This window comes from Sinorhizobium chiapasense (assembly GCF_036488675.1).
Taxonomy (GTDB): domain Bacteria; phylum Pseudomonadota; class Alphaproteobacteria; order Rhizobiales; family Rhizobiaceae; genus Sinorhizobium; species Sinorhizobium chiapasense.
In genome coordinates, this window is sequence record NZ_CP133150.1 from 84,481 (window position 1) to 110,858 (window position 26,378).

Annotated in this window: 18 protein-coding genes and 5 pseudogenes; 10 read left to right on the forward strand and 13 right to left on the reverse strand. The window is 58.9% G+C overall.

The window, feature by feature from the left end; all coding sequences use genetic code 11:
• The first annotated feature begins 287 nt into the window (after nt 1-287).
• Genes RB548_RS21915 through RB548_RS21930 form a run of 4 tightly spaced genes read left to right on the forward strand, consistent with a single transcriptional unit; the run spans nt 288 to nt 2,258 of the window.
• Complete coding sequence (locus RB548_RS21915; RefSeq protein ID WP_331375396.1) at nt 288-614, forward strand: hypothetical protein; 327 nt, start codon at nt 288-290, stop codon at nt 612-614.
• Between the two features lie 19 nt (nt 615-633).
• Nucleotides 634-999 carry a hypothetical protein gene (locus RB548_RS21920; RefSeq protein WP_331375397.1) on the forward strand — a complete coding sequence of 122 codons (366 nt, stop codon included), beginning with the start codon at nt 634-636 and terminating at the stop codon, nt 997-999.
• Nucleotides 1,000-1,057: 58 nt separating this feature from the next.
• A complete protein-coding gene (locus RB548_RS21925; protein ID WP_331375398.1) occupies nt 1,058-1,900 on the forward strand; it encodes a hypothetical protein in 843 nt (280 codons plus the stop codon).
• Between the two features lie 31 nt (nt 1,901-1,931).
• On the forward strand, nt 1,932-2,258 hold the full coding sequence (locus tag RB548_RS21930) for an Abi family protein (RefSeq protein WP_331375399.1): 327 nt from the start codon (nt 1,932-1,934) through the stop codon (nt 2,256-2,258).
• A 491-nt stretch (nt 2,259-2,749) separates the two neighbouring features.
• Here RB548_RS21930 and RB548_RS21935 read toward each other — a convergent pair whose 3' ends face one another.
• From RB548_RS21935 to RB548_RS21965, 7 genes and pseudogenes are all read right to left on the reverse strand, one after another.
• On the reverse strand, nt 2,750-3,466 hold the full coding sequence (locus RB548_RS21935; RefSeq protein ID WP_331375400.1) for a hypothetical protein: 717 nt from the start codon (nt 3,464-3,466) through the stop codon (nt 2,750-2,752).
• Between the two features lie 3 nt (nt 3,467-3,469).
• Nucleotides 3,470-6,133, reverse strand: a complete 2,664-nt coding sequence (locus tag RB548_RS21940; protein WP_331375401.1) for a patatin-like phospholipase family protein — start codon at nt 6,131-6,133, stop codon at nt 3,470-3,472.
• Nucleotides 6,134-6,304: 171 nt separating this feature from the next.
• On the reverse strand, nt 6,305-7,570 hold the full coding sequence (locus RB548_RS21945; RefSeq protein WP_331375402.1) for a ComEC/Rec2 family competence protein: 1,266 nt from the start codon (nt 7,568-7,570) through the stop codon (nt 6,305-6,307).
• A 319-nt stretch (nt 7,571-7,889) separates the two neighbouring features.
• Nucleotides 7,890-9,752: pseudogene (locus tag RB548_RS21950) on the reverse strand (S8 family serine peptidase); the annotation flags it as partial.
• Between the two features lie 65 nt (nt 9,753-9,817).
• Complete coding sequence (locus RB548_RS21955) at nt 9,818-11,089, reverse strand: hypothetical protein (RefSeq protein WP_331375403.1); 1,272 nt, start codon at nt 11,087-11,089, stop codon at nt 9,818-9,820.
• A 109-nt stretch (nt 11,090-11,198) separates the two neighbouring features.
• Nucleotides 11,199-12,110: a hypothetical protein gene (locus RB548_RS21960; RefSeq protein ID WP_331375404.1), complete on the reverse strand. Its 912-nt coding sequence runs from the start codon at nt 12,108-12,110 to the stop codon at nt 11,199-11,201.
• Between the two features lie 192 nt (nt 12,111-12,302).
• Nucleotides 12,303-12,575, reverse strand: a complete 273-nt coding sequence (locus RB548_RS21965; RefSeq protein WP_331375405.1) for a hypothetical protein — start codon at nt 12,573-12,575, stop codon at nt 12,303-12,305.
• A 5-nt stretch (nt 12,576-12,580) separates the two neighbouring features.
• Here RB548_RS21965 and RB548_RS21970 point away from each other — a divergent pair, with 5 nt between their 5' ends.
• The 3 genes from RB548_RS21970 (at nt 12,581) to RB548_RS21980 (ending at nt 15,671) form a co-directional block, all read left to right on the forward strand.
• Nucleotides 12,581-12,838, forward strand: a complete 258-nt coding sequence (locus tag RB548_RS21970) for a hypothetical protein (RefSeq protein ID WP_331375406.1) — start codon at nt 12,581-12,583, stop codon at nt 12,836-12,838.
• 71 nt (nt 12,839-12,909) lie between these two features.
• Nucleotides 12,910-14,709, forward strand: a complete 1,800-nt coding sequence (locus tag RB548_RS21975) for a caspase family protein (RefSeq protein ID WP_331375407.1) — start codon at nt 12,910-12,912, stop codon at nt 14,707-14,709.
• A complete protein-coding gene (locus RB548_RS21980; protein ID WP_331375408.1) occupies nt 14,706-15,671 on the forward strand; it encodes an alpha/beta hydrolase family protein in 966 nt (321 codons plus the stop codon). The genes RB548_RS21975 and RB548_RS21980 overlap by 4 nt, the downstream gene beginning before the upstream one ends.
• A gap of 49 nt (nt 15,672-15,720) precedes the next feature.
• Here RB548_RS21980 and RB548_RS21985 read toward each other — a convergent pair whose 3' ends face one another.
• The 3 genes and pseudogenes from RB548_RS21985 to RB548_RS21995 form a co-directional block, all read right to left on the reverse strand.
• On the reverse strand, nt 15,721-15,822 hold the full coding sequence (locus RB548_RS21985; RefSeq protein WP_408642441.1) for a DUF2274 domain-containing protein: 102 nt from the start codon (nt 15,820-15,822) through the stop codon (nt 15,721-15,723).
• 119 nt (nt 15,823-15,941) lie between these two features.
• Nucleotides 15,942-17,001: pseudogene (gene tnpC / locus RB548_RS21990) on the reverse strand (IS66 family transposase); the annotation flags it as partial.
• Nucleotides 17,002-17,076: 75 nt separating this feature from the next.
• Nucleotides 17,077-17,274, reverse strand: a complete 198-nt coding sequence (locus RB548_RS21995; RefSeq protein ID WP_331375409.1) for a hypothetical protein — start codon at nt 17,272-17,274, stop codon at nt 17,077-17,079.
• A 228-nt stretch (nt 17,275-17,502) separates the two neighbouring features.
• Between RB548_RS21995 and RB548_RS22000 the strand changes: the two genes are divergently transcribed.
• Together RB548_RS22000 and RB548_RS22005 are read left to right on the forward strand one after the other, a co-directional pair.
• Complete coding sequence (locus RB548_RS22000; RefSeq protein ID WP_331375410.1) at nt 17,503-20,715, forward strand: NERD domain-containing protein; 3,213 nt, start codon at nt 17,503-17,505, stop codon at nt 20,713-20,715.
• A 374-nt stretch (nt 20,716-21,089) separates the two neighbouring features.
• A complete protein-coding gene (locus RB548_RS22005; protein ID WP_331375411.1) occupies nt 21,090-22,187 on the forward strand; it encodes an IS1595 family transposase in 1,098 nt (365 codons plus the stop codon).
• 253 nt (nt 22,188-22,440) lie between these two features.
• Here RB548_RS22005 and mucR read toward each other — a convergent pair whose 3' ends face one another.
• A complete protein-coding gene (gene mucR, locus RB548_RS22010) occupies nt 22,441-22,872 on the reverse strand; it encodes an exopolysaccharide biosynthesis transcriptional regulator MucR (protein WP_331375412.1) in 432 nt (143 codons plus the stop codon).
• A gap of 555 nt (nt 22,873-23,427) precedes the next feature.
• Nucleotides 23,428-23,994, reverse strand: a pseudogene (locus RB548_RS22015) (SDR family NAD(P)-dependent oxidoreductase); the annotation flags it as partial.
• A gap of 95 nt (nt 23,995-24,089) precedes the next feature.
• On the opposite strand from RB548_RS22015, the pseudogene RB548_RS22020 reads away from it, so the two are divergent.
• Nucleotides 24,090-24,607, forward strand: a pseudogene (locus RB548_RS22020) (TCP-1/cpn60 chaperonin family protein); the annotation flags it as partial.
• Nucleotides 24,608-25,495: 888 nt separating this feature from the next.
• Here RB548_RS22020 and RB548_RS22025 read toward each other — a convergent pair.
• Nucleotides 25,496-25,910: pseudogene (locus RB548_RS22025) on the reverse strand (aminotransferase class V-fold PLP-dependent enzyme); the annotation flags it as partial.
• Nucleotides 25,911-26,378: the final 468 nt, after the last annotated feature.

Sequence of the window (26,378 nt, forward strand, 5' to 3'; positions counted from 1 at the left end):
TCCAGTCTCTCCGCAGGCATCCCGTTCCTTCCTCGTCACGCCGAAGGAAGAAACTTCACACCAGCAGAACACCCACGCCAGATGCCCGCCGATGGGGGCGGCATCATCTCGGAATCAGGGGGCGACTATTTCTCGGAATTGGGGGGCGAGATCATTTCGGAATCAGGGGGCGGATTGCCTCGGAATTTGCAGTATTCGAGGCGAAACAGACGCTCACCGCGAAATATGTAGGCTATGCCCGCGACAAGGCGGCAAGTGTCCGCCAGCTCGACCGGACCAGCCTGGCGGTGACGTGGCTCGGCGGGAAATCCGAGCCTAAAAAGCCGCATTGGATTCTCGGCGGCATACTGACGTTCGAAAGCGACTGGAGTCCGCCCATGGGCAAATCCATGATGGACCTGCTGGATAGCGCGCCAGATGAAAGCCTGCTTGATATCGGGTGCGTGGCCGCCCATGGCTGGTTCGGTCGCAACGCGGACGGCCAGACGGCGGTGACGCTCAATGGGAAATCCGTCACGGGCTTCCTTTTGGAACTGATCGCTCGGCTGCAGGAGATCGGGACCGTGCCGATGATCGATGTGCGGGCCTATGCGCGGTGGCTGACGAAAAACTAACGTGTGCGGGGAAGCCGCGATGCAGATGCCCGATCTGCCGAGTTCGATCCTGCACACCCGGCAGGGCATTGAAAGCCTTTTCCCGTCGACCGGTACGGAAATCACCTGTCGAACATTCCTTCTGTTGGCCGAGCTGATTGCGCCTGCGCATCCGCGATCGGTAACCTACGAGACTGCAAAGAAGAGCCATGGCGACCGGAGCAAAATATCTCATGCGTTCAGAAAGCCGTCGATCACGGCCCAATGGCTTCGCGCCTGGCTTCTTCTTCGTGACGCATTACAAGCGGTCCTACAACGCGGCCGAATGCCGAGCGAAGAGGACCTAACCCGAACCACTCTGACAGACTATCAGCCGCCCAAGGAAGAAGAAGCCGTTGAATCCTGACTCGATGAGTAGCGGCCCCATCCCGGAAACACAAAGACCTAACAGCGGAGCCTGCGCAATGCTTAATTTCGATCCGTCTTGGCGGTTTTCCAGCCCAGGACCCGCGCCTGTAACCCTATCCCGAGCATTTTACGAGTTTATCGAAAAAATCGCCGCACAGGGAAACACGTGGCGTATCGTTGAAAGTTTTAAGGAAGCGTTCGGCGGTTCGGGCACCAGCAGCAGCCTGAGCTGGGCGTGGTCTGATCTGGATAGCGCGATGCGCCGGGCGGAAGATAACGCCCCGCTGTTCATCGAGGCGTTTTACAACGTGTGCGTCGAATGTGCAGATAACGGGCTAGCTGTACCCGACGTTTCACTGATAAATCGGACCCTGGCACAACACGACGCAGGCTATCAGATCCAGCCGCCTGACCTCGTTGCAACCAGTCCGCAGGCGCGACCGATCCCCGTACCGGACGTCACGCCCTCTCTGGACGCGCAGGCGCGGGCTCTGATCGAGGAGGCCATTGAGGAATCGGACCGCCTTTTAGGCGAGGGCAAGAGCCGGCAAGCTGTTTCTGAAATCCTGTGGCTCCTGGAGTCGGTTTCAACCGTATTCCGTGGCACGGGCACAAGTGACCGTACGGTTCAGGGAAAGTACTTCAACAAGATCATTGGAGAGTTGAAGGGCAGTAACCGCGGTACGGCACAGGAGCAGATTCTGGAATGGATGACGAAATTGCACGGTTATCTGTCCTCGCCGACGGGCGGCGGTGTGCGCCATGGCATCGATCTCAAAGCCGGCATCGCCATTCGGCAGAACGAGGCCCGGCTCTATTGCAATCTTATCCGGAGCTACATCACGTATCTCATCGAAGAGCATGAACGCCTTCAGAAGACGGGACATACGGCCGCGTGAGGCGGCACGCCTGCGCTCTGATAAGGCAGAAGTGACCGAAGCGGTCAATGAAAGCTGGTTTCAAGAAGAAGGCCTGCTCCTAAGCGAATGGCAGCCCGAACACCTCGCCAAGGCGATCCAGGATATTGAGGAAAGCAGAAAGGAGCCCACCCCCGGCCGGATCGCCGCCGCCCTGACATTCAGTTTCTGGACCGCAATGTTTGGTAAGGACTATAAAACCCTGCGGCAGACAATCCTGCACAAGATCGGCCGCAAGCCGGATGGAAAGGGGTTGCGACGAAAGGATTTCTCCGGCCCGCTGGCGCAAATTCGCAGCCTTCGGAATCGCATCGCCCATCACGAGCCGGTCATCATGTAGAACTTGCCGAAGCGCTTCGACAGCATGATGGAAATGACTGGCTGGCTGTCCCCGCCGGCGGCGGCCTGGTGCCAGACCCACTGCCGGTTCCAGCAGGTCTACCCGGCGGAACCAATTACGCTGCACTAGCCGCCCAAAGAAGTGAAAGCCGCGGAATCCTGACCGAATGATCGAATGAGCAACCGCGACCATTTTTCCCTGCGATAAAAGGAGTGGTGGCGAAGCGCGCAAGCATCTGTTTTTTTTCAATCCTTTTAGAAAAACAGATGCTGGTTGCAGGTTCGTATCCCTTCAAGGCGAGGGATAAACAGCCGACACCGCGGACGGACGCCCTCGGCCCTGCGCTTTCCCGATAGGTCACACCCAGCCTCTGCGGCTTCTTCCCTCCAAGGTTTGTCAACGCGAGCCGCCCAACCAGGCGGCAAACCTGGCACTGCGGCCGCATCGAACAACGTTCAGGAATGCGGAAATCGGGGATGCTTCTTGTCAGATTATGTGAGCGCCTGTTCCCCCGGTGCTCTGTAGTTCTTGCTTTCATAAAGCGATCGTATTAACTCGTCTGATGGGACTATATCTTTCTCCCGAAAGCGTACATAGGCGTCCAGTAGTTCACTGACCCTAGTCAGATCGACTCCATCCAAGGAAGCTAGTTCGATTATTTTCTGCCTGTCTGGGAGGTCTTGAAAACTCGTGGAGCGGGCCCAGTCGTTGGCAGCAGATTTTTCGAGCCATTTTCGGCCAAAGATACCGTTACAGAGTTGAAAGCCCATGTCTCGCTGCAATTCCTTCATATTGGCCTTTAACGAAGGTGACTCTGTTGTTTTGTTCATTTCCTGCAATTTGCGGTAGATGGCGAACTCTGCTTCCTCGCCGAATCCTCCGCCAGGATGGTTCTGTGCCCCTCGATTGATCATTTGTTCCGTCAAAACAAATGATATTCGTTCCTCCACCTGACGGATTTCCTTCAATATCTGTTCCGCATCCTCAACCTTCCGTTCAAAACGCTCGAAGCTAACTGAGCTCACGGACAGTGCCACTTTCTGTATTTTGGTCCAGTCCACGCAAGCCATCACGCCCACGAGCAATAGGTAGCCAGCTGAAACGGGATTGGAGAAGGATATAAAGGGTGCGGCCGCAATCAGCGAAATCCCTGAAATCAGGCGCGCCCGTCCAAGATGCTCCGGCCATTGATGAGGACTATCAGCCATGAATTATCCCCTCGAGATAACAGCCAAGCGATTCAGTGCGTTCAATTTACTCGCAAGCTGGACCAACAGTTGCTCGTGCCCCATCAAGGCATACGACGCCGTGGAGCTTGATCCGGTTCCGATCGATCCGCCGGCGGTACAAGTCTGTGCTTGTGAGAAAACTTCGTTGACCGCGTGGAAGCCGAGTGCCCGATAGGCTTCCATTTGTTCTTCGGAGAAGAACTGGTCGCTTGTTGCCTCGTGCGGAAAATCCGGATAGCGCCGTTCGTAGTCCAATACATAATCAGGCTCTTTTCCGGTGACGGCGGCCTTTACATATAGCAGGATACCTTGATCGCCGTTTTCATAGGTGACGCACCCGATAGCGAAGTGGGGGCATCCCTCGAGAGGACGAGAACGTGACTTGGACCGGTCAGCCAATCTCTCAAGTGCGGCATCTCTTACCGGACGCCAATCAAGCGATATGAGCGCCCCATGATCGATACGTGCAAAGCGTTGCACATCGGCAAAGGCGCTAAAGGTCATGCCCGGATCCGCCTCCGCATCGATGACGACGATAAACTTGCAGCGGCGTTTTAGGAGCTGGTAGAGGCCGATGTTGTCGATGTGGCCGCCGTCAGTAACATAAATACGTGAGCTGTCAGAGCGCAGCCGACCAAACGCCTCGGCAAATAGATAGAGTCGGAAGAGATCCTCCCAATGTCTGTCTTGAGCTTTTGGTCTGGAGGGGTTTGGAAGCCAAAATCCCAGTCGGAGGTTCAGCAGTGCCAGAGTAGGTCCTAATAATCCTATGCCGATACGGCCCATGCTCGACGACACCGCAGCGCCTGAAATGGCAGCCGCTGCTGCGAGATCGAGCTCGGGCTCTACGGACCAAATCCACTTCGGCTCGGCGTAGAGTGTCGATTCGCTGCCCATGGCATGCTTAGAGAATAGGAAGAACTCTGCATTTCGTCCGCGCTTCGCCGGATCTGGCAATCGGTGACGTTCGGTCGTGGCCACCGCGGCGCCGGTCTTCCCGCTTGCTGTTGGTTCGTCCTTTCTCGGCAATCTGACGTTCAATGTGCCGTTGATGAGTAGGTAGGGGGCCTCGTCTGGAAGAGCGTGCAGAGGCAGCGGTCTTCCTTCTTTGTCTCCGAGGCGATAAGCGACGCGGAGCCGGTCTCGGTAAAGCCTGTGCAGCCCGTTCGCGTTCTCGGTGAACGCTGCCGCAACTACTCCCACTGCAAAGCTCAATGCCAGATAGTTGCAAAGGACGATCCAGTCCCCGACGTTCTTACCAGGTCCGCTTCTCGTCGCGATGGCCGCAACAACTAGCGCGACCAACCATATGCCGACCAGCACCAATATGGAAATGTTGAAGTGGCCGTGCACAATTGCCGTAAGGGTTTCCCACGGACGACTCTTGAGGCTCCTGCTTAAAATCTGGGTGGCGGCAAGGAAAAGAACAGCGAACCCAGCAACCACAGTCGAGAAGGTCCAATTTTTCGAAACGAGAAAATCAGGACTGTACGGATAAGCGCCTCCGTCTTTAATTCCCCAAATTACGATCAGTAGAAACAGCCCATATATCGTCAGTGGCAGCAGCATTGCCGCGCCGTAGAGCACAATCTTTGCCAGGAGCGACCGCAGGTGCGCAGCAATGGAGGGGATGCTCAATGCGCGCTGAATCCAAACGACTAATTTACCCTGGAATGCTGCAGTCAACCCGACGATTGCTCCAGCGATTGTTGCAAGACTTGCGAGCCCTTGTGTGCTTGCACCGTCGCTGTCCAACTGATTTTTTACGGCTCTTATGACGATGGGTTGGAATTCCATTGCTGCTGCGAAGACAAGGGCGATGATCAACCAGCGGCCAACCCTCGCGCCGTGGCCATCGTACTCCAGGGATGCACTTCCGTTCGGATGCGAACGGCCGAAACTCTCGACATACGAGCGCCGGAGGGCCCAGCCTATCAGCCAAACGCCCAGACAAATGGCGGTAATCATAGAGAAGACGAAGGGGCTAGCGATTAGAGGTTCAACGCTGGGCCACCAGGAACTACTTTTTCTCCACTCCTCGCGAAGCGCTGCATTTGCAACGTCCAGGAGTATGCTGTGCTTGAGTTCCTCCGTTGTCGGGTTACTCAGAATAAAGACTGTTGCGACAGGTAATAGAAACGAGAGCAGCAAGAGGATATTTACTGCCAGGCCGCGCATTATGATGACTGTGGAAGTTATTATATCCAGGAACCCGCGAGGCGCGAGAAAGCGACTGTAGTCGCGCAGATGGCTCACCGCTTCACAGTCTCGAATACTTTCGTGGGAGGGTCGGGCGAATGGGAATCCAGGTTCGCCATTCTCTTCACGGTTCGCATGCATGCCGGCGATCATGCTCGTGCCCACGTAGCCGCCACCAGAAACCGTTGACAAGTAGTCGATGCGGCTGATCAAGCCCCATGCGTGAAGGGCCTGTAGTGCACCGAGGCAATATGAGGCTGAGCGTATTCCACCTCCTGAGAGGGAAACGCCGAATATATCGGCAGGGACGCCTTGGGTGGAATCACAGTCGCTAGGAACATCAACTTTTGCAGCACGGCGACGCGCTCGAATGGAGGCATGTTCAAGAGCCAGGATCTCCGCGAAACCATGGGGCCGGACTTCGTCTTCCGCTCGTTTGATCGTCATAACGGCCGATCCTTTATTAGCCCCCGAGGGCAAATAGCTGCGACAACCTCATGGGGTGAACTAGGTTGATATTCTTCCTAATGCTCGGACAGTCGACCTCGGCTGCCAGATCACGATGGACGCAGACCGGGCGAAGGCACGCAGGTCGTCAGGCACATCGGTGTTCTCCGTTCAGACCTCGAGCGCGAGCGGCGAGGCTTTCAGATATTTGACCCTCAGCCGACCGTTGCTCGCCTGCTTCGCGTTGGCGAGTTTCTGCTCGACCGCCGTAAACTGGGCGATGCACTTGGCTAGCTTGTCAGACGGCGCTCCTTTCTTGGCGATGTGGGCAGCCTGTTGTTTCTCCAGATAATTGGTGCTGCAGTTGAACCATATGGTGAAAGGCTGATCGGCTTGTGGGTTGGGCGAGAGATGCTCGGCGGGGCCCAAGCGCGAGTCGAGAAGCACTTCGAGGACGCGCAGGTCGGGGTTCTCATGCTCGCCATTGGCGCAGATCAGGTAGTGGTCGGCGGTGATGCGCTTGGCAAAGGAGCGGTCGAGATTGTGCTCGGAACCGTGGTGCTGAAGCTTCAGAACATCGAAATGCAAGCCGGCGCCATCGACGAGGCGGCCGTGATGGGTGAGGCCGGCAAGGATATCATCGGCATGACCGTCGCCGGTCAAGAGGACGCGGGTTACATCGCCGCCGGCCTTAGGCTCCTCTAGCAACAGCATCAAAGAGGCGAGGTTTGGCTCGGTGACACTCTTGCGGTTGCCCAGCTCGTCATCGATGGAGACGCCGAACCCTGGCGGAATCGGGCCCTCATTGTCCTCGAGCCAAGCCTCGAGCTTGTCGACGCTGCCCGCGTTTTCGGAATTGGCCAGCCAGTTCTTCCAGTATTTGCGCAGGATCTGGAGGTCTTTCTCGAACGGACCGATGACACGGATGACGAGGGTACTGGCGGGGTCCAGGCCAATTTCCTCCTGGCCGCGAACCATGGCGAGCAAATTGCCGAACTCACCGTTGAGCGGGATATTCAACTGATCGGCGGCGATGCGGCGCGACACCTTGATCGCCTCGGGGATGGAGTTGGCGACGCTGCGGAAGGCGTCGGCGAGCCGAAGCAGCGACGGGTTTGTCGAACTGGAGAGCGTGTTGGCGCGGGCGGCAAGGACGCTGCCGATCGCCTCGGATTCGTCGACCATTGCCTTGAAGGCATTGTGCCAGATGCGTTTGATTTTGGGGGGTCTCTTGAAGGGCGGCTTGGCGGCTCGGTGGCCGTTGGCGTGCTTATGGTCGAAGACGCGCCACTTCACCGTATCTTCGAGGAGCTGCAGCACGCCGGCGATGTGATCCTGATCGACATGTGAGACATAGACGAGGTCGAGGTCCTTGCCGGTGTCTTCCGCCCATTCGCCCAGGAAGCCGCGCACCTCGGAGGCGTAGGATCCTGGCATACCTCCATCGGCGAGGATGCTGACGGCATCGGCTTCGAGCAACAGGCAATCGCCCTTCTCGGACGGTAAGAGCGTGATTTTCATGATGCGGTCCTTGGGGGGCGTCGAGTTGTGGGGGCTTCGCGTGCCGGGCTGAGGCGGGGTGCAGGGCCGCGGCGACCACCGGGGCTCCGGTCGCCGGCGCAGTGGGTTTCTTCAACTCGGTGCGGCTCAGCGCCCGGGAGGCTTCGGCGACGCACGCCGCCGGAGAGATCACGCCGAAACCCAAGTCGTTCACCCACTTATAGGTGGCGCCCGGAAGGGGCTGTGCAGTGGCCTTGATGATGCCGAGGATCTGGGCAGCGGTGAGTGTCGGCTCGGCTGCCAACATCAAACCGATCACACCGGCGACGTAGGGGCTCGCCATGCTCGTGCCGGTCATTTCGATCCACGGATTGTTCGGATCGCCGAAGCCGTTGGCGGCGACGATGCGGGTTCCGGGAGCAGTGATGTCGGGCTTCAGCCGGCCGTCGCGGGTCGGCCCTTGGCTCGAGGTGATGTGAGCGCGGCGCTTCATTTCATCGAGATTGGCGACCGAAACGATCCGCTGACCGCAGGCCAGCGCGCTGACCGACGAGGTATCGACGTGCGAGGCTTCGGTGAAAAACGAGGGCCAGAAATAGTTCCCGTCGCCTAGATCGGCCGGATCGTCGCGCTCGATCCAGGCGTGGAAGGTGCCGTCGCGGATGACGAGGCCGTGCAGCCGGACCTGCCACACGCCGGCAGGGATCCCGATGATCAGGTCGTCGCCGAAGAACGGGGTCAGGTAGGCGGCGATGTAGTTGGCACCGTTGGTCGGATGATGCAGTTCGTTGTAAATGCTGATCAGTGTCCGGTCCGGCAATTGGTGGTTCTCGATGAACTGACCGGGCAGGACCGGGCCGATCCAGTCTCCATCGGGCGGACGGATGCTGATGGCGAAGCGATCCTGCGGGTCGTACCAGATCTCGAGCTCGTTTTCCGAGGCGTCCTTGATCTTGTCCCCGACGACCTGCCACTCGAGGATGTGATCGAGGCCCTGGGCGTCAATTTTCCCGCTCGCATGAATACGGCCCATCATGTAGCCGAGATCGTCCGGAGCCTCCGGTCGCTCCTGCCCGGCGTTGCCGGCGGCAATGCAGATCGAACGGCCAGGCTCCGCCAGCAAGGCGTCGATCCAGCGGTCGAGGATGCTCGACCCGTCGTGGGCGTGGCCGTTGGTTCCGAGGCTGATGTTGATCGAGATGGGGCGCTCACCGGCGAGGTCGAGCAGGTAGTAGACGGCATCGAGCAGGCAGGTGGAATCGTAAAACGAAGTGCGGCGGTCGATCTCGTCTTCAGGCAGTGCGATCAGCACCGCGGCGATTTCGGCAGCGCTGCAGAGGCCGCTATTGCCGGCGGCAATCGAGGCGACATGGGTGCCGTGCGAGCCCACGGCCATCTGCGATTGCGGTTCGAGATCGTGCGGCGAGACGCCGATCTTGGCGGCGTCCGTCAGTGCGGATTGCATGTCGGCGGCGGTGATCACGCGGCCGCGCTTGAGGCCCTTCCGATTTCGGCCGACCTTCGCACCCTGGTCCCAAATACTGACAAAGCGGGATTTGCCACCGACGAGGAAATCGGGGTGGGCCCAGTCGAAGCCTTCGACATCGATGATCCCGATCAGCATGCCCTTGCCGTCCCCGAGTTCGGTCGGCGTGGCGCCCGGGACCCGCCGGGTCGGAGCGGTTCCGCCGGCGCTGCCCTTGAACGGACGCGGCAGCTTGAGGGCGTCGGCCGGTTCGATAAAGATCGTGCTGGGCTCGCGGGCGAGATTGTACACCTCATCGAGGGTCATCCGGCGGGTCGCCATGCCGCGCAAAGTCTGCTGGCCAGCCACCGATGGCAGTGTATCGGTGGAGCGGACGAAAACGCTGACCTCGACGGCCTCTCGCTGCGCCTGTACGTCCACCCCGTGCTTCTTGGCGGTGCCGGCGACCGGGGCGGCGTCGGGTGCGATGGCCGTAGCGAGGGGCGGGGTGGAGGCCGCGAGTTCAACGCTGGCCACCCGCAGCGCCGGCTGTACCTCAGATTTCGCGGAGCTGACGTCCGGGTCACAATTGGCGAACATCCGCAATTTCGGATGCTGGTTCCGCAGTACGACATTCTGCCAACTGTCACTCATCGCATTCCCCTCGCATATCTGAAAACAACGGACGCTGTGGTTGCCGGAACAATGGACGCGACAGCTTAGAATATGATCGTCTCTCCCTGCCGATCGGCCTGTGCCTTGCTGTACGTAACGAGATGAGTCGTCGCGCCCGCCCGGTCGACGAGCCGGATTTCGCCTCCCTTGTTCGAGAGCTGGACGGAATTGCGCGGCAGCAGGATGGTCGTCGCCATTCCCGGTGCTAGCGCCACGTCCTTGATGCCGAAGCGGTTACTCATCTTGTCGACAAGGAACCAGCCGTCGAGCGAGATCGTGTCGATGCCCGTATTGACAAGGGTCACGGTTTCGTTGCCTTCGTCGTGCCCCATCGGATTGACCAACGCAGCCACGATCTTGACGGCGCCGCTGACGATGCGTGGCGTCTCTCTTGGCGTTTCCTCGGTCGTCCCGCCGAAGGGCCGTTCGCCGGCCGGTCCAAGGTAGACCGGAAAGAACGTGCGAACGAAGCGCTGGCTCTGGTCGAGGAAGAGCTTCATGTCATAGCGGGCGCCGTTTATCACCGCCTCCTTCGGCGCGCGGGCACCACGATGGGCTCGCACCGCTCCCATGGCCATCAAACCTTCGACGCTGCAGCCGACGAAGAAGCCGCCGATCGGCTTCGTCAAAGGCCGCGTCTTGCGGGCGTCGTAGTCGGGTGCATCCCAACGGTAGGAGATCGTCACGGATTCCGGGAACTGCTCCTGGCCGTCCTTGTACTGGCCACGCAGATAGAGAATACGGTCGTCCTTGAAGCCGGGGAAGCGATTGCGGTCGATCTCGGAGGCGAGCCCGTCGTCGAGGTGATACTTGTACCAGAAGTGATAGCCCTGGACCTTCGGGCCTTCCTGCTCGCCGACGAAGACATGCTCGAAGCCGGAGAGATCGCGGTCGCCGCTCTGTGAAAAACGACGGAACCATTGTTCGGTCAGCGTCGCGTACCAGCGGTCGCGCGAGACGGGCGTGCCGGTCTCCTCGGAGATATAGGCCCGAGCCACCTGCATCGGCGCCGTATCGACGATCGCCTCCAGAAGCTCGTGGACCTCGGCGCGCTCTTCCGGGGTCTCGATCTCGGCTTCCCGCTCATCCAGGACGTAGTTGTCGAACAATGCGCGGACCAGGTCATAGGTTTTCTTCTTGTGGTCCGGTATCTCCACCTCGGAGAGGACTTTGAGATCGCCGGAGGGAGTGCCCGTTCCGTCGGTATTGACCACTCGGACGTAACCCGTCTCCGGGGCGGCTCCAGCCCCTGCCAGGATCGGCTTCACGCCATTGCCGCTTTGGTCGGCGTCCCAGATCTGCTGATAGATGTCCATGCCCGTTCTCCTCCGTCAGAAAAAAGGTCTCTTCGGGTACTCTATCGACGCCTATTCATGAACTGATGACAGGGCCGTTCCCGTCGGGGACGGCGTACGAGGCCGTTTCTCATTCCACCGGCCTTCCGCATCCCTTGGGCAGTGCCAGCGAAGTCTTGCTGGAGTGCTCGGTATTCACCCAGGCATCGAGCTCCTGCATGGCGACGAAAAGGTCGAATGCTCGTCGAGCTGCCTTGCCGGGCATGTCGCCACCGACGGTGGCGCATTTGAAGGATATTTCCACAACCGTGGAGGGCACGTGGTCCGAGCCGAAGTACCACAGCGTAAGGGCAAACTCTCCGACGATATCGGCGCTGAATCTGACGCTCGGGCCCTCCAAGACGAGTTCGCGGATTTTAGGGCCGCTGATCAGTGCCGTTTCCGTCGCAGGTCTCGCATCCGAGCCGGCGGCAATGTCCAGAACGGTGGGAAACAGTAGCTTGAGACCGGCCAGCGTCTGGGAGGAGGTGGTCCATTCCACCTTCTTGAGGGTCGTGGAGCGGGCGAAACGGCTGCGGATCGATCGCTTCTCCGGCACCACCACCCCTCGCTGGGTTGGCTTCGGATCGTCGACCTCGAGCGGAGCTATGTCCTCCTCGAATGTGGTGTCGACCTTGCCACCGGTCCCGGGCAAGTCAGTAGAGGCTACGACGAACAGATCCGGCATCCGCAGCTTGAGCGTGATTTTCGACCTCGCGCCCGGTCTCGCCTCATCTTCAGCCGGTAGGCGCTCTCGGAGAGCGAGGTCGGCACGGGTGAGAAAACAGTCCGGCGTATCCCAATAGCGGACGATGCGTTCGGTTCGCTTGTCAAACCGACCCGCATGGCGTGGTTCGTTACCGTTTCGCAGCCCAAGTCGACGGATGAGCGGCTTCAGATGCTCGTCCCAGAAAATTTCGGCGACTGTATCGGGAGGTGCCTCTAGGAACCGCTGTGGGTTGAGGAGAAGCTTATATTCGCGCGCGTCCAGTTCATGCCGCATGATCCGAGTCCCCCGTCGGAGCCTTGCAGAACTTGAAATTTCACCCGTTCCTAATTTATGCCTTATAGATTGTCGTCTGGCAATCGCAAAACTTAAGAGAGTGCGACGTCCGGTAGAAAATCGCACAGCGAACGGAGCCTGTTTTGTCGCTCCGAGCTTTGCTGCCAGGCAAACACTCCTTGTCACCCCGCCTCAATGAACTGCCAGATCGCCCTTTCCGCAGACAGCCCTGAGCACGTGACGGATATCGTCGCCAAGCAGCATGCCCGCTTCGCAATCGAGAGTAAGGGCAATGATCTCGACGACTTCCAGCGTGGGGCCCGATTTGAGTTCCAGTATGTTGTTTACCTCGGCATCCGTCAGCCCGGATATGCGAATTAGGGCGCCGTAGGAGTATGTCCCGGTCTTGAAGATGGCCTGCAAATTGGCCGACAGATTTCGGGTGAGGTCGCTCACGGGACGCATGTTCAATGTATTCCATGACTGGCCAGCGCCGCTATCGGCCGCTGCTGCGTCTGATTGGAAGTTCTCAGATCATCCAGGATTCCCGCAACACTGTCTTTCAAGATCTGCTGGCGGATCATAGAAACGGATCAAAATTCGCCGGTGCGCTCGAGCGCCGCGACAAAAGGCCTCGCCGTGTGCAGGCGCAGGCCCTTGGTGGTGTTACGAGCGAGTGCAAGCAGCCTCTAAAAGACATGCTCGTCCAGTTCTCTCTTATGTGGTAGCTTACCTAAACTGGCGGCAACGCTTCGCTTCGCGAATGAAGTGCGGACCTGGAGTGTCTTGGGGGAGCTCCATGAGGCGGCGTGAGGTTCTAATTCTCGGCGCGTCATTAGTCGGGACAGCGGCAGCCCGGCGGGCGCTTGGTCAGGATCCCGTTCCATCACCTCGGGCAGCTGTGGTGATCGGGGTGGATCGGCCGGGAGATTTGGTACCTCTGAATGGGGCGGCATCAGGCGCGCGCATGTTTGGCGACTGGCTCGCATCGGAGGGATTCGAGGTCAGGCGGTTCATCGACGACACTGGCCCCGTTGAAATGGAGCCGATCAAGGACACCGTCAAAGAGCTGGTGAAGCGGTCCAACCTCACTCAGCTGGTCATTTATTTCGCTGGCCATGGCTGCCTCATCACCGGGTCCGAGCGGTGGCTGCTATCTGGTGCTCCTGAAGACTCAGGAGCAGCCGTCAACTTTGCGGCATCCTTCGATCGCGCGCAGCTATGGCCGGTATCCAACATCGTCTTCATTTCGGATGCTTGCCGCTCAAGACCGGAGTCTCTGAGGATGGACTTCTTGAGCGGCGAATCAATCTTCCCCGCTCCAGAGGGAGCCGTGAGCGAGGTGGCCCCGAAGATTGACAAGTTCTTTGCCGCGCGACCTGGGCAGGCTGCGTTGGAAGTGCCCATGGGCGAGAACGTGACCCAGTACGAGGGAATTTACACCTCGGTATTCCTCGAAGCCTTCAAAAGGCCGGACGAAACAATGGTGCTGGACCTGGGAGACGGCGTCAAAGTCGTTCCGAACCGCAGGCTTGAGGATTTTCTCTTTAGGGAAGTGAGAAAACGGGCGGCACAACGCAACATCAATCTTCGGCAATGGCCCCAGACAGACGTGTGCTCGTCCGACTCGACTTATATAGGTCGGCTGACAGCGGCCTCCCGGACCGAGGAGGCACGCGCGCGTGAGCCCAATCTCTCCGATGTTGTCAGTTTGGCTTTGGCTCAGGTCGACCCGAGCCTCAGTGCTCCCCGCCCTGAGTTCAGCAAAGCCAGTGTAGATGCCATCGCGGCTGAGTCGGGCTTCACCGAGGCTCGAAGTGTGATCCTTGCAGCACCTGATCAAGCCCCGTCTGGAGTGTTCCTGACATCCGGCTTCACCATCGTGGGAGCCGCTGTTGAAAGCATCGCTGCCTCTGCGGGGGCGCGAACTGAACGCGCGGTCAGCGGCGAGCAGACGATCGTTCACGTGGAATTCGAAGGCCCGGCCGCCACTGTCGCCATACGTTTTGAGAATGGCGCGGGTACGGCAGTCGCTGGCCTAAGGGACTTCGTTGGCCATATCGTCGTCGAGGGCGGCCTCGTCAGGAACGTCAGCTACGACGACGGAGGAAACCCACCCAGCGATCGAATTCGTGAGTTGCGCGCCACAGTCGCAGCGGCCGCTGAGCTTGGGATCTTTCGGATCCAAGGCTACGGCGAACAAAGGACAAGGCAGGCACTGGAGCTTGGGAATGCCCTTAGGATGGGAAAATTCGCCGACCCCACCCTCGGCCTTTACGCCGCCTACGCTTACAATGAAGCAGCCCTTGTCGATATGGTGAACTCGGTCGCTGGCCTGATGCGCGGCGATCTCAATGCGATCCTGTTCGATGTCGCGATGCTGAATGGAGAGCTCAGCGGACGCAACCTTCCGGACGACGTCTTTCCTCTGTGTCCCATGCTCTCGCAGGGCTGGAATCTGGTGAGAGTAAGAGACGTGCAACTGCCCGAGACATATATGGCCGCGCAGCCTCATCTGCTGCCGGCGCTGTGGACGACGTTTGGTGCGCCGGGCATGGACCTCATCATGCAGGCGCTCGAGGACGGGAGGCTCCGATGATATCTATGTCCATGCTTGATCGACGTGAAATGCTCAAGGTTTGTTGGGCAGCCGCGCTGGCGACGGTCCTCCCGAGATCGGCCAGAGCAACCCCATTGAAACTTCTGTTCGTGCACGGCCGAGGCCAAGGTGGTTCCAACCCGATTGATCTCAAGACGACTTGGCTAAACACCTTGAACGAAGGCGCCGCTGCGATTGGGAGGGAGGTTCCTAGTAACCTTGAAATCGCATTTCCGTTCTATGGTGACGTGCTCGATGAATTTGTCCGTCAGTCGCAGCTTCCACTACCATCTGAGATCCATTCAAGGGGTGACGCCTCTCAGGAGGATTTTCTTGAGTTCCAGGCGGACATGGCCAAGGAGATCCGGTTGCGCGCAGGAATTACCGATGAGCAGATCAATGAAGAATTCGATCCGACTACGAGGGAAAGGGGGCCGGAGAACTGGGAGTGGGTACAGGCGATCATCCGCGCCATCGACCGGAATGCTACAGGTTTGAGTCAACGTTCGCTCGAAACCTTCATGCGAGACGTGTATCTGTATACAACCAATTTCGTGGTCAAGGACACCATTGACGCGGTAGTGACCAAGGAACTCACGCGGCAGCCGACGATTGTCGTCGGTCATTCTCTTGGCTCGGTCGTTGCCTACAACGTACTGAAGAGCGACGAAAATCTCAGCGTACCCCTTTACGTGTCGTTGGGGTGTCCGCTGGGAATTCGTGCGGTTGTCAAGCAAATGCGTCCGGTAACGTATCCCAAGGCCGTGACCGATTGGTTCAATGCTTTCGACCGGCGCGACGTTGTTGCCCTTTATCCCCTGGACACGGCTAACTTTCCGGTCACTCCGGCTATCGAGAACTACGACTCGGTGGACAATAAGACGGATAATCGTCACGGCATCGTCGGATATCTCAACGACAAATCAGTCGCTGAGCGGATCCTCACAGCAGTCGGAGCATAGAAGCGATAACTGGGGAAGCCTTGATCGCTAGGTCCCGGACCTGAGACGATTACGATTTGAATGGCGCCGGCTCAGAACTCGACCTGCGGACCTTTGCGAATCCGCGGTCGGTGGCGATGAAACTTTCGAGCAGCGGAACGATCAGTTTGATGGTTTCGTTGACGGGTCGGCCGTCTCACGACCGAGTTGCTCCGCATATTCGTAAGCGCGATTTTCCCCGCACGTTGACGCCGCCTTTCGGCGTTTGATTTCGGGAAGCGTCGCGCTGGATCAGGCGACAGTGGCAGTTTTGGGGAAGTTGAAGGGCAGCAGGTCGGTGATATCGGCGTCGCCGGCGCGCTGAGGCAATTCGGTGAGGACGTGGCGCAACCAGGCTAACGGCTCGACGCGTGAGGCGCGGCAGGTCAGCATCAGACTGTAGACGACGGCACGGGCCTTGGCTCCATCGACGGTGTCGCTGAACAGCCAGCTCTTTCTGCCAGTGGCAAAGATTCTGATATCGCGTTCGAGAAGGTTGTTGTCGATCGGCATCCTGCCGTCTTCGGCGTAGCGCGTCAGATATTCCCATTGGTTCAGAGTGTAGGATACGGCGTCGCCAAGCTTGCTGTCCGGCAAGACCTTCGGGGCGATTTCGTCGAGCCATTCCTTCAGGGCGTTCAGGACGGAATGCTGTGTTGCTGGCGGAAGCGGTGAATGCATTGATCTGGCGTTTCGCCTCTGTCCGGTTTTTCGTCCCGCGCCTGCCTTTCAACCCGGTAGAGCTGTTCGAAGAACCGGAGCGCCTGCTCCGGCGGACCGCCGCCTTTCTTCCTCGCCTTGAGGGCATCGACAAAGCGCCGTCTGGAGTGGGCCATGCAGCCAATATGGGTTGCCCCTTCCAGCGTGCGCCAGGCGGAATAGCCATCACTCATCACTATGCCGCGGTAATCACCGAGGAAGGTCTGCGGGTGTATCTGGCCGCAGCCTGGCTGATAATCGAGCAGCGCGATCGGCTCATCACTGTCCTCGCCGCTCTCCGGTAGGCCCACATATATGACGTGCTGGTGGCCTCTCGATCCTTTTCCTTCAACACCTGAACCGTCGTCTCGTCGCCATGGATGAGAGGCTGCGATCTGAGCCGCAGCTTCAGGGCGTCATAGATGCGGAAGAGATGCTTTTCGCTCGAGCCGATCACCCAGTGGCCCAGAGCGCCACGGCTGACGGGAACGCCGGCGCGCTCGAATGCCTGCGCTAAGCGGTAGAGTGGCGTGCCGTCGACATACTTATGAACGAGCGCGAAGGCCAGCGTCGAGGCCGTGGCGATGCTGCCCGGCAAAGGTTGCGCAGGCATATTCCCCCGCCCGATTTGTAGGAGAATCGCCCACCCGCATCAAGCGCAATTACATCCGATGTGAAGCTAACAGCATCAGCTCGATGTAACTGTGGGTTGCTTTATACTGTTCGGCAAGTCAATCGTCGCCTCGGGGCCGCATGCCCATTCCAGCGCCATCGTCTCAAGATCGATCGCGCGAGAGCCTATCGAAGCACGGTTGCGCAACGACTCACCATGCGGGATCACTGTTTCTCCAGAGCGCTTGGTGAGTTCAGTCAACAAGTCGATCATATGAAATCCAGCCGATGACCGCTGCGAGGAGTGCAGACACCGCCTCTCCGCAGGCCCTCCCGGCGACTTCAGTTGCCCCTCACGCCTGGGAGCAGGTGAAAGTCTGATGCCCGCAGCACCGGTGCGGTCTGCTCCACGCTCTGCTATCGTACACTCATGACTAGAGATTCCACAAAAACAACAATTTGGATTGGCGCGCCGATCGATCACGAGTCGGAACGAAAATTCTTGTCATCTATAGTTTCATGGCTCGACCAGCAAAAGACCGCGTCGATCGTTTTTGCCAATATCGAACTGGGAGGTCGTCAAATCGACTGCATAATCGCCACGGCCGATTCAGTTTCAGTCGTGGAAGTGAAGACTAGCCGGCTTCCGATTCGCGGTGATGTCAACGGAACTTGGATGCGGTTGTCCGCGTCTGGCGAGTGGAAAGATTATACGAACGCCTATCAGCAAGCGGTTGGCGCGAAGAACCTAGTGCGCGATGCGATGCAGGCGGCAAAGCCGGTGGGTAACTTCTATCCGGACGGGTACGTCGTATTCACCGCCCCGATCCCGAAAGGATCCGTCGTCACGCCCGGCAATTTCAAGGCGCTCGTCACGACAATCGATCTGTTTCCCCGTCAGCTAAAAACGGTGGGGGCATCACCATGGTCAATCGCGGACTGGGAGGCGTTTGCGCGGAGGCTCAAGTTGAGCTCGGTGACCTTGGACCAAGCTATGGCGGGCACCGAATCGCGCGAGGAGCTTGACCTGCTTGGGCGCTACGCCGCCGCTGTCGCGGCCGAGTATGGACGGGATGGAAAATCCTGGCTCCCCGAGACCGACGATCAACGCACTGAACTCATGAATGCGGCTGCGGCCGATGCGGGGTGCTTCATCAGCGGCCCGTCGGGCTGCGGCAAGTCCCTGATGGCGAAATGGCTCGCGGCGAGCTTCGCTGAGGCAGGGCACCCGACATTTTTTATCGCCGCCAAGAACTTCACCGGCTCGTGGGCCGAGTGCCTGCGCAGGGAGGTTGGGCTTCTCACCGATAGCGCTCCAGCGAAGCTTTATCGCGCAGTCGCGCACTCCGATCGGCCAGTCTTCCTGATCGTCGATGGTGTCAACGAGTTCGGTGCGACGGCCCCGGAGGCGCTCCGTGGTGTCCGGGCACTGGCGAGACGAATGGGGGCACTGCTCGTCATCACCGGTCAAGATGCAAAGCCGGAAGAGTTCGCTGGACTCAGAGGCGTGGCGGTTGCCCGCCCGAGCTTGGAATTGAAGCAACGAATTGCACGGGTGGTGGGAGGGCAACTCACACCGGTCGCTCTGCAGGTGCTCCGGGCCGTGGGATCGGGCATCGAGGCCGGTCTCATCGGGGAAATTGGCGGCGGTCTAAAGGTCAACGTCACCCGCTTGCTTCTGATCGATCAATACATCCGCAAGCGTTTGGCTGGGCACGCGCGGGCTGGATCGTTTGGTTTGAGGCGGCTTGCGAGCTCGCTGCATACGCAGATCGCATTCTCGATGGCTGAAGCGAATTTCGACGATTTCATGCGTGCTGAAGGCCTCGGCTTTGCGGAGTGCGATGCGCTGTTTGCGGTGGGCCTACTGGTACGACGGGCCGGGCGAGTCTCGTTTTCCCATGAGATGATTTTAAATGCATGCGCGGCGTTCGATCTGGCGCGAGCGGCGGCGAGTGATCCCAAAAGCTTTGGGCAGCTGTTGTCGGCGCCGATCCTTGAGCCGATCGCCGGCGACATCGTTGCGGCGATCGAAGATGCTGCGGTCTCTCAAGGCGTCCTCTCCGAGGTGATGAGTTCGTCATTGTTGGGAGATGCGGCGAGAGGACACTTTGGCCCAGTCGCGGCCTCGACCGCATGGGACTTGCTGAACGAGGCGACGGAAGACTGTGTCGACGAAATTCGCAATGCTCGGCTCGAGCTTTCGAAGAAAGGCGATTCCGTCCTAATCAGCTGGGACGAGGCGACTCGGCGTGAGTGGACGCATCCTGAAATGGCAAGGTTCCGAGCTCTCGGCCGTCTTGCCGTTCACGGACCGGGCCTTGAAATCTTCCTGAGGTTATGTGCCGAAATAGATGCCCGGTTAGCAACGGAGCGGCGCCGGTGGGCCGATTTCGCCCGGGACCAGCGATATCCAATCCGAAGCCAAAGCTTCGCCCTGACCTATTATGGGTTCGGTGAATCCGTCGGATTTACCGAAATTGCGCGGTCAACGCGGCGCGGCTTTGAACCTTCATCTAAAGAGAAGCAAGCCTTCCCGATCAAGCTGGAGGAACTAACTTCTGGCCAACTCCATTTTTTCCTGGAAGCGCGGCGGGTGTTCTTCGATGGCAATGATAGTGAATTCGCCGAGCACCTGATTTATCTGTTTCGCGAGCGGTTTCGGTGGGAGCCGTACCATGTCCAGCTCGTCATGCTGAATTCAATCGGCTATGCACGTTGGGCACCGCAGGGGGTGCTTGAACGCCTAATTGAGGCTATCAACTCTCTCGAAGTGAACCCAGCAAACTGGGCCATCAATTCGAGTGTCATCGACGCGCTGAAGATCCTGGGCGCACTCGACGTTGAGGCCGAGGATTCACGGGCGCAGGTCAAAGCCGAGCTGGCGTCTGTGCTTGTTGATGATGAAGATGCCGTCGATAACGATCTTGCTCTGTCGCTGTGTTTGAGGATGTTCGATCATCCGTTCGACTCCATCTATGGCGAGGAGATCTACAAACTGGACGAAGAGTTGCGGCGACGCCTTTATCGCCGCGCACTGCGAGCATCGAACATTAAGAGTTCAACGAACTTGGATTGGCTTGCCAGGGAGGTAGCATCCTTCGGCGATTGTACGGATGCAGCCTTACTGCGGCCACTCACGGCATTGCCAAGCCGGACAAATCCATTTCCGCAGGAAGAATGGGGAAGCTTTGCGACCGCGACCCGGTTTGTTGGTCGACATCATGCCGAGCTAGAGCCGCTTGAACCTACGACTTCGGAAGAAGATTGCCTCATCGCAATTCGCTTTCTGATCTATGCGGTCGAGGCGAAGCGACCAGCGGACGCCGAGGAAGCGCGGCTCGCTTGGGTGCGGCTCCACAAGATGCCCGCTCAGTTGGTCGTCGGTTGCCTGAGCGAGATTCAGAAAGCGCTATGCTATCGGTTTATTCCGAGCGACAGGGTCGATGCATATCCACCACTAGACTTGGTGGCAGCCTATCCGTCGGATTGCCTCTCGGTATCAAGATGCTTCATAGACGACGGGGTCGATGCCCAGTTCTACCATCAGGTTCCGCACAGGGAAGATGGGATGTCCTTCGCCTTCAATACAGTCGGGGTCTATGGAGACCGAAGCGATATCGAGAGACTTCGACGCAAAAGCCGAGCTCACCGCTTTGCGCGTCACGCGATCATGGCACTCAAGCGTCTTGAGAGTGGCTATTCGGAGCAATGAAAGAGCATATTGTCACTGGATGTCTAGCCCAACTTTGGCTCACTGCCGGTAGTGTCTGCTTCTAGGAATCGGTCAACGCAGCGTAAATGACCGACTTGGGGGCGCAAAGCGGCCACCCACGAATCCGCCTCTGAGAGTCTGCTTCGGTGCAGGGTTTCGGATGCCGGCCATCCACGTGGTGGCTGGCGCCGAGGCCGGCGTCCGAAGGGAGCCGTTCTTCACGAGCCCTGTGCACGGCTTGTTGCGAGGATGTTCACGTTCTGGGCTCAGAAGATCGCATAATGTATCGGGCCTTTATCAACGAAAGACAGCAATAACCTTGCTATCCAACGGCTGCCATGCGATTCTTCGGGCATGATCCGAGGGAGATGAGGATGTCGGAAACGATGCTTGCAGCGCTTACCAACATTCGGACCGCGGAAGATATGATCGTGGCCTTTCGCGATGAGGAGCAGTGTCGGAGGTTGCTGGAAAGCATGGTGTGGCCGGCTGGGAGAGTTTGCCCTGCCTGTGGTTACAAACGCTCGATTGCGATAGCCGGGCGCGATACTGGCAAGCGGCGTGCGCGTCCGGGTCTCTATCAATGTTCCAGCGGCGATTGCCGGTTCCAGTTCACGGTGACGACCCACACGCCCCTGCATTCCACAAAGCTACCTTTGAGTGTCTGGCTGAAGGGCATGTGGCTTATGCTGCAGTCGGATAAAGGTTTGTCCTCGGTGCGCCTGGCCGAGGCTCTGGGGGTGAGCCAACCCACGGCCTGGCGGATGGGACACGCGCTGCGTCTCATGGCGGCGCGCGAGCACATGCTCGATGGCACGGTGGAGATCGACCATTTTCATCTCGGTGGGCGGCCAAGAATAAATCCGGACGATCCACCGCCTGGACGGGGCCGAAAAGGTCAGCCAAATACGCAGAAGACACCGGTCATGGCGATGGTGCAGCGACCAGATGACGTCACACCCGGTACTCCGGCCGGTGACGCGCGTGCTGCGGTGGTGACTGGTCTTTCGCTACGTGCAGCGGCGCGCGCCGCCGAAACGCAGATCGAACCCCATGCCTGTTTGATGAGCGATGAGGCGACGGCGTTCATAGCCCTTGGCGAGAACCATGCCAGGCATGACACCGTGAAGCATTCCAGCCGCGAATACGTTCGGGACGCCGTTCATGTCAATTCGGTCGAAGGTTTCAATTCCCGCGTCCGCCGCACAATTGCTGGCGTCTTTCATCATATCAGCCCGCAGCACGCCGACCTGTATTTGCACGAGATCGGCTTCCGCTGGTCACAGCGCATTGTTACGGGCCAGGCAGTGCGGAAAAGCCGAAATGGCAGGGAACGCATGAAAACCCTGTGGTCGCGGGTGCCGCCGGCGCTGCAATTGCTGCAAGTCTTTCGCGCCGCTACCGGCCGTCAAATGCGCAGAAGTCCGGATGGTGGGGTCATCGTCAAATCAGCCGTCGCTGTCTTTGGTTGATAAAGGCCATGTATCGTCGGGAACTTCTATGTGGCCTTCTTTATTGTCCTCATTGCCGAAGAGGCTGGCGCATCATCGGCTCTATGCGTTTGCCGCGCGATCACTGACAGCGCCGTCAGGATAATGCGACGATCGCGTCCAAACCGCTGCGATGCCGCGAATCGCCGGCGCGTTGGCTCATGGCATTCCTACGAGTTCAGCGGTAAAAGGTCCTTCACCCGACGCAGGGATCGCGCGGCGAGGCTCAAGCGCTTTACTTGCCGCGACGTTTGCGACGCTGGCCAAGGCCCATTTCCTTGGCGAGGCGCGACCTGGCTTCGGCGTAAGCGGGTGCGACCATCGGGTAGTCTGCCGGCAGATCCCACTTCTCGCGGTACTCTTCCGGGGAAAGACTGTGATGGGTCATCAGGTGGCGCTTCAGCGACTTGAAGGTGCCGCCGCATTCGAGGCACGTGATCTGATCGTCCTGCACCGACTTGCGGACCGAGACCGCAGGCTTCGGCTTCTCAACGGGAACAACCACCGGCGCGGGGGCTGTGGTGTTGTTGAGCGCGGAATGGACGTCGGCGATAAGCGTCGGAAGCTCGGCAACCGGAACCACATGGTTGCTCACATAGGCGGCTACGATTTCCGCGGCCAGCTCAACAAAGAGTTCGTTGCTCGCACCGAGCGTGGTTGCTGTCATTTTCTTCTCCTATCGGAAGTCAGGATGGGAAACCGTCACCAGGCGGCCGAGAACGGCGACCATTTTTCGGTTGCTCGACTAACACTGATCAAGGAAATGTCAAAACTAAAATCCGGAAGTAGCTACTCTATTCAGCACAAAAGTGGCCGCGCTTGAAATCTGATTGGAAACTGAGAGACCGAATCTGCGCTGAAAGTTATCGCTTGTAGTCGGGGCGTGGGCGAATTCATGGGAGAGCCGAAAACTTTCGGCAAAATTGTGGACTTTTATCTTCGACGGCAGCAAGCCAGGTTGAACATAGATTAATTTCCGTGAACTCGGATTGATCCAGGATGAGGCAACTCAATGCAGTCCGTTCGCCTTTTTGCTGAAGTAGATGCTGACGGACTCCACCAAATCGACGCGCACTTTGCCGACGCGACTTTGCCAGGTGTTGGGGACGGGACCGTCATCTGGCTGACTGCGCGGATATCAGGCCGCTCTGAGAAGTTCTGCTGACACATCGCCTTCTCGCGCTTGGGTCTGTGATCGAGACGGCTGTGGTGGACGCATGTCCTACCGCATGAGACTCATGACGATCCGATCGAACATGCGATCTCCCAGCCATTTTCGTAGCATGATCATCGGTCTGGCATATTTTCCGACGGCATAGCGCGTGCGCGGCTTTCGCGCCTTGATGGCCTTCGACACGACGTCGGCGACCACGCTAGGATCGGTGCCACGACCGTGTCCATAGGCCTCCTTTGTGGACTTGGCGACGTCCTGCGCGAGCTTGGCATAAGGCCCATTGCTTGATCTTTTCACGAGAGCTTCCGCCATCACGTCGCCGAAGCGCGTCTCAATCAGGCCCGGCTCGATGACCACAATCTTGATGCCCAATGGTGCAAGTTCAAGTCTCAGGCAGTCCGACAACCCTTCGAGTGCATACTTTGTGGCGTGGTACCATCCTCCCAGCAGGGTGTAGATCTTGCCACCCATCGAGGTAATGTTGACGATCGTTCCGGACCCGTTTCTTCTCATTGCTGGCAGCAGAAGCTGCGTCAGGCTGGCGATGCCAAAGACATTGACCTCAAATTGGTAGCGAGCCTCTTCGATGCCGACCTCTTCGATTGGGCCGTAAAGGCTGGCCTGGATCACGCTATCTTCGGACATCCGCTTGATCCGCCGCGGGACGGGGGACGCCCGCCATTCGCCTCTCGCCTGGCTGGCCACGCCTTGAGAAGCTGCAGGAGCGGCTCGCGAAGCTCGCCGGCGGCTCGACGGAAGTCGAAGTGAAGGAACGGAAGGACGCGTCGACGATGCGTTGCATGAAACGCGTGCTGCAGTCGAGGAGGGTATTCTGCCGGGCGGCGGCGTCGCGCTCCTGCGCGTCGTCAAGGCGCTCGCCGAGGTGCCGACGGCGAATGACGATCAGCGGGTCGGCATCGAGATCGTCCGCCGCGCGATCGAAGCCCCCGTTCGCCAGATCGCCGAAAACGCCGGTGCCGAGGGCTCGATCATCGTCGGCAAGTTGCGCGAGAAGGCGGAATTCTCCTATGGCTGGAATGCCCAGACGGGCGAATTCGGCGACCTCTTCTCAATGGGCGTGATCGACCCCGCTAAGGTCGTCCGGACGGCACTGCAGGATGCGGCCTCGATCGCCGGCTTGCTGGTCACCACCGAAGCGATGATCGCCGAGAAGCCCAAGAAGGAGGCTCCGCCCGCCATGCCGCCCGGGGGCGGAATAGACTTCTAGCTCAGGCTGAAGCAGTGTTCCGCTTCATCGGCTAGCCGAGAGCTTCCAATAAGTTGTAGGTTTGGTCCTGTCCGGGGAAAGCTGAGATTGTTGGCGTTTCAGCGGCTCTCGGGGGGACCAGAGCCCTACTCGTTTGCTCGCAAGCGATGGCGCAGCGTTCAAGGCCTTGCGTGTGTGTCCAAGTCGAACATGTAACGTTGCCAGCGTCTTGCAGCCCGAGTCTCCATGTCGGCGTTCAGGCGGCGCTTCGCATGATGACGCGAATCTAGTAGGTCTGGCATGCCTCGAAGGCCGCCTGAAAGTACTATGCGGTGCAATCGCGTGTACGCGGTCTGCTGCAGATCGTTGGGGACTCTCCATCGAAGCCGATGAAGGCCATTGGGTCAAGCACAAGGGGCGGCCAGCGGTCCACGGTTTTAAAGCCGATGTCGGTGCTGATGCCGACTACACTGGTCGAAGAGATGCAGTAACCGCTGCCAACATCAACGATGGGCGAGCTGATCCCGAGGCTCCCGGAAGCGCAGCTATGGACTTTGCCGCATGCGATGGCGGGGTCTTGCCAAAGCATCCCTGCAGATCCGCCGTACCGCCATCGCCTGCAACCTGACACGGAGCTTCAACATCCTGGCCACGGCCGGATAGCGGCTATTCCACCACCGAAGGGTTGACGTTCGGCCGATGCCGCTCGAGCGCCTGCTGTCGTCAAGGAATTGCGAAAAGTGGCACGAATTCAGAGAGATAAACGACCCCGCGCACAGATCTCTTAGAAGGCGATGCCTGGGGCCTGTTCTGCACCACCGCGCGTTGTCTGATTGGAAGGACCCGACGCCTCATGACCTCGCTCCTTTCCCTCAGGCAGAGACCCGGGCTGGAAGTCCTCAGCATTTCCTACTTTGGGAAAAAGTCGCGCAATTTCTTCACGATCCCGGTAGCACTTCGGGCACCCGATCGACATCGCGGTTGTAGCGTGAAGGGGAGAAGCGCACTGCCCCGGGGCATGGGATATTCATGGCCGCTAGAACATGGCTCCGCCCCAAGGAGCTAGAGGCTCAGGCGGAGCCCGAGGAGCAGGCGATGCAGCGGCGGTTGAGGAGAAATGTGTCGCCTCGCAGTCGATGCTGTCGAAGGCGACGTTTGCGATATTCGGCAACCGCGCCAGCGGATCGCCGGTGACGAAGATGTTGGGGATGCGCTCAAGAAGTCCTTTCTCCAATCGGTCGCGAAGCGACTGTAGCCGTGTGTTCTCCTCATCCATGCACTCCAAGGCGAGTTCGGCTGCCTTGCCTAGACCTACGAGTTCGGGACGAGGCGACCGTCCTCGGTCGGCGCTCCGTGTTGTCACGTTCATAGTGTCCGGTCCCAGACGTCTGTGTCTGAAGTCCGACAGCAAGGCTGCAAGATTTCCGCCGACGCGACGCGAAATACGTTGTTTTGTTCCTCTTTAGCAAGTTCGCACAACCTCTTTGATTGGCACGCCGATTGCTAGACACGGTGAAGCATCCGTTACGACAATGGCGGTCTCGCAGTCATGACCCGGGAGTTCAGATGAAACTTGCTCTCTCAATCCAACCCAGTGCCATGGACACTGCACTGTTGGGTGCGGTCCGGGCAAGTGAAGCGTTGCCGTATCCATCGCCGGTGCCGCTTGCGCCCTTCGCCCTGGATAACTCTCGAGACTACCGCCTACAGCGTGGCTACTCCCGAGCCACAACCAGTGCTCCGCATTTGGTTGTGGCTCGTCGCCCAGGGCTGAAACTATGCAGCCTAGGGA

Coding starts and splice junctions, on each gene's coding strand:
- RB548_RS21935 (WP_331375400.1), bottom strand. CDS start 3,466: ATGGCTGATAGTCCTCATCAATGGCCGGAGCATCTTGGACGGGCGCGC.
- RB548_RS21940 (WP_331375401.1), bottom strand. CDS start 6,133: ATGACGATCAAACGAGCGGAAGACGAAGTCCGGCCCCATGGTTTCGCG.
- RB548_RS21970 (WP_331375406.1), top strand. CDS start 12,581: ATGTATTCCATGACTGGCCAGCGCCGCTATCGGCCGCTGCTGCGTCTG.
- RB548_RS21995 (WP_331375409.1), bottom strand. CDS start 17,274: ATGATCGACTTGTTGACTGAACTCACCAAGCGCTCTGGAGAAACAGTG.
- RB548_RS22005 (WP_331375411.1), top strand. CDS start 21,090: ATGTCGGAAACGATGCTTGCAGCGCTTACCAACATTCGGACCGCGGAA.
- RB548_RS21945 (WP_331375402.1), bottom strand. CDS start 7,570: ATGCCAGGATCCTACGCCTCCGAGGTGCGCGGCTTCCTGGGCGAATGG.
- mucR (WP_331375412.1), bottom strand. CDS start 22,872: ATGACAGCAACCACGCTCGGTGCGAGCAACGAACTCTTTGTTGAGCTG.
- RB548_RS21965 (WP_331375405.1), bottom strand. CDS start 12,575: ATGCGTCCCGTGAGCGACCTCACCCGAAATCTGTCGGCCAATTTGCAG.
- RB548_RS21975 (WP_331375407.1), top strand. CDS start 12,910: ATGAGGCGGCGTGAGGTTCTAATTCTCGGCGCGTCATTAGTCGGGACA.
- RB548_RS21925 (WP_331375398.1), top strand. CDS start 1,058: ATGCTTAATTTCGATCCGTCTTGGCGGTTTTCCAGCCCAGGACCCGCG.
- RB548_RS21980 (WP_331375408.1), top strand. CDS start 14,706: ATGATATCTATGTCCATGCTTGATCGACGTGAAATGCTCAAGGTTTGT.
- RB548_RS21920 (WP_331375397.1), top strand. CDS start 634: ATGCAGATGCCCGATCTGCCGAGTTCGATCCTGCACACCCGGCAGGGC.
- RB548_RS21960 (WP_331375404.1), bottom strand. CDS start 12,110: ATGCGGCATGAACTGGACGCGCGCGAATATAAGCTTCTCCTCAACCCA.
- RB548_RS21955 (WP_331375403.1), bottom strand. CDS start 11,089: ATGGACATCTATCAGCAGATCTGGGACGCCGACCAAAGCGGCAATGGC.